The 1,686-nt window shown below is 65.1% G+C and carries 2 protein-coding genes and 2 pseudogenes; 3 read left to right on the forward strand and 1 reads right to left on the reverse strand.

Features of this window, described 5'->3' with window-relative positions:
- A pseudogene (locus AC1D00_RS40010) lies at positions 1 to 401 on the forward strand (arylsulfatase); the annotation flags it as partial.
- Here AC1D00_RS40010 and AC1D00_RS40015 read toward each other — a convergent pair.
- Positions 398 to 1,045, reverse strand: a complete 648-nt coding sequence (locus AC1D00_RS40015) for a TetR/AcrR family transcriptional regulator (RefSeq protein ID WP_271573479.1) — start codon at positions 1,043 to 1,045, stop codon at positions 398 to 400. The pseudogene AC1D00_RS40010 and the gene AC1D00_RS40015 overlap by 4 nt on opposite strands.
- 149 nt (positions 1,046 to 1,194) lie before the next feature.
- On the opposite strand from AC1D00_RS40015, the gene AC1D00_RS40020 reads away from it, so the two are divergent.
- Together AC1D00_RS40020 and AC1D00_RS40025 are read left to right on the forward strand one after the other, a co-directional pair.
- Positions 1,195 to 1,404 (forward strand): ferredoxin, encoded by a 210-nt coding sequence (locus tag AC1D00_RS40020; protein ID WP_135172397.1) that lies wholly within the window; start codon positions 1,195 to 1,197, stop codon positions 1,402 to 1,404.
- A 66-nt stretch (positions 1,405 to 1,470) separates the two neighbouring features.
- Positions 1,471 to 1,686 (forward strand): annotated as a pseudogene (locus tag AC1D00_RS40025) (cytochrome P450); the annotation flags it as partial.

The raw sequence follows: 1,686 nt of genomic DNA on the forward strand, positions 1-1,686 counted from the left end.
GCATCGAGGCGGTGGCGCACGCGCATGCGCCGATGCCGGTGCTCAAGCCGAACGAGGCCATGATCGAACGGTCGGTGACGATGGGCAAGCGCATCGGCCTGCTCTCGACCTTCGCGCCGACGCTGGCCTCGATGCCGCCGGAATTTCCGGCCTCCGCTCAGGTCGTGCCAAAGCTTGCCGAGGGCGCGCTGGCGGCGCTCGATCGCGGCGATCGCGCCACGCATGACAAGCTGATTGTCGAGGCGTCAAAGGACTTGCGCGATTGCGACGTCATTGCGCTCGCGCAATTCAGCATCGCGGCAACCGCGCCGCTGGTCGCCGACGCCACCGGCCGCCCGGTCGTGACGACCCCGGACAGCGCGGTCGACAAGCTGATGAGGCTGCTGAAAGCGAGGGTCTAGGCGCCGGACCTTTTCCGACGTCGCGCATCCTTGATCGCAGCAGCGAGCGCGGCCTTCGTTTCGTTCACAAAATCCTCGACCAGTTCCTCGCGCGTGGCATGCGCCGACTCGCCGGTGAACAGGCCCTGCTCCGCCAGCATCACCACGCCATGCACGGCCGCCCAGATCTTGAGCGCTTGCCGTTCGCGCAAATAGCCGACGGCAGGCACTTCCAGGGCCTCGATCACGAGCGCAAAGGTCTCGCGCGTGGCCGCGTGCAGCTCACTGCCCTTGGCCGCGCACGACACGGTGCGCGAGGCGAACATCAGGCGGTAGATGCCGTTGCGGCGCAGGCCGAAGTCGAGTGTTGCCTGCGCCAGCCGCGATAGCTTCGATTGCTTGGACGGCTTTGCCATCGCCTCGCTTAGAATCGCGCTGAGCTGCCGGAACGCCTCCGCCGTCACCGCTGCCAGCAACGCCTCGCGGTCGGCGAAATGCCGGTAGGGCGCCGGCTGCGAGACGCCGAGCTGCTTTGCCAGCGCCTTGATGCTGATCGCCTCGGCGCCGCCCTGCTCCGCCTCGCGCAACGCGGCCTTGATCAAGGCATCGCGGAGATCGCCGTGGTGGTAGGTGTTCTCGGGCTTGCGGGCGAGTTGTGAACGCATGTTGCGGCCAAGCCTATAAGTTTGCGCTTGACAGGGGAAGCCTGTCGCGAATGTAATAGCATATAACTTAGAACGAGCGGCGAATGCCGCCCATAAAGAGGAACGCGCCGTCCTTCGGACGCCGCGCGCATACGACCAAGGAAGCCGCCATGACAGAGCGACTGAAGGTTCACGTCGACCCCGACAAATGCCAGGGCCATGCCCGTTGCAAGGCGCTGGCGCCGGAGCTGTTCGAGCTCGACGAATACGGCAACGCCCGCGAAGCCGGCGACGGCACGGTTCCGCCGGGGCTCGAAGACAAGGCCTGGCTTGCCAAATCCAATTGCCCGGAAATCGCAATCGATGTGATCGAGGAGTAGCGCGGGCTTCTTGCATGCCCGCATGCGCGTGATTTCAGCGAACAACAGCCTGAGGATTTCCCCGCGATGTCCGACGTCAGCCAACCTGTCGCCCATCCGCCCGTGACCGATTGGGTCAACGATTTCGACCATACTGATCCGCAGTGGACGGAAGACCCCTTCCCGATCTGGGACGAGTTGCGCTCCGCAAGCCCGGTGGTGCACACCGAGCGCTTCCTCGGCTGCTACATGCCGACCACCTATGAGGCGGTGCGCGAGATCGCCAACGACTCCGAGCATTTC

It is taken from the genome of Bradyrhizobium sp. P2_E8, assembly GCF_056403875.1.

Bases quoted from the DNA above. Each gene is read 5' to 3' on its own strand.
- AC1D00_RS40020 (WP_135172397.1), top strand. From the start codon at position 1,195: ATGACAGAGCGACTGAAGGTTCACGTCGACCCCGACAAATGCCAGGGC.
- AC1D00_RS40015 (WP_271573479.1), bottom strand. From the start codon at position 1,045: ATGCGTTCACAACTCGCCCGCAAGCCCGAGAACACCTACCACCACGGC.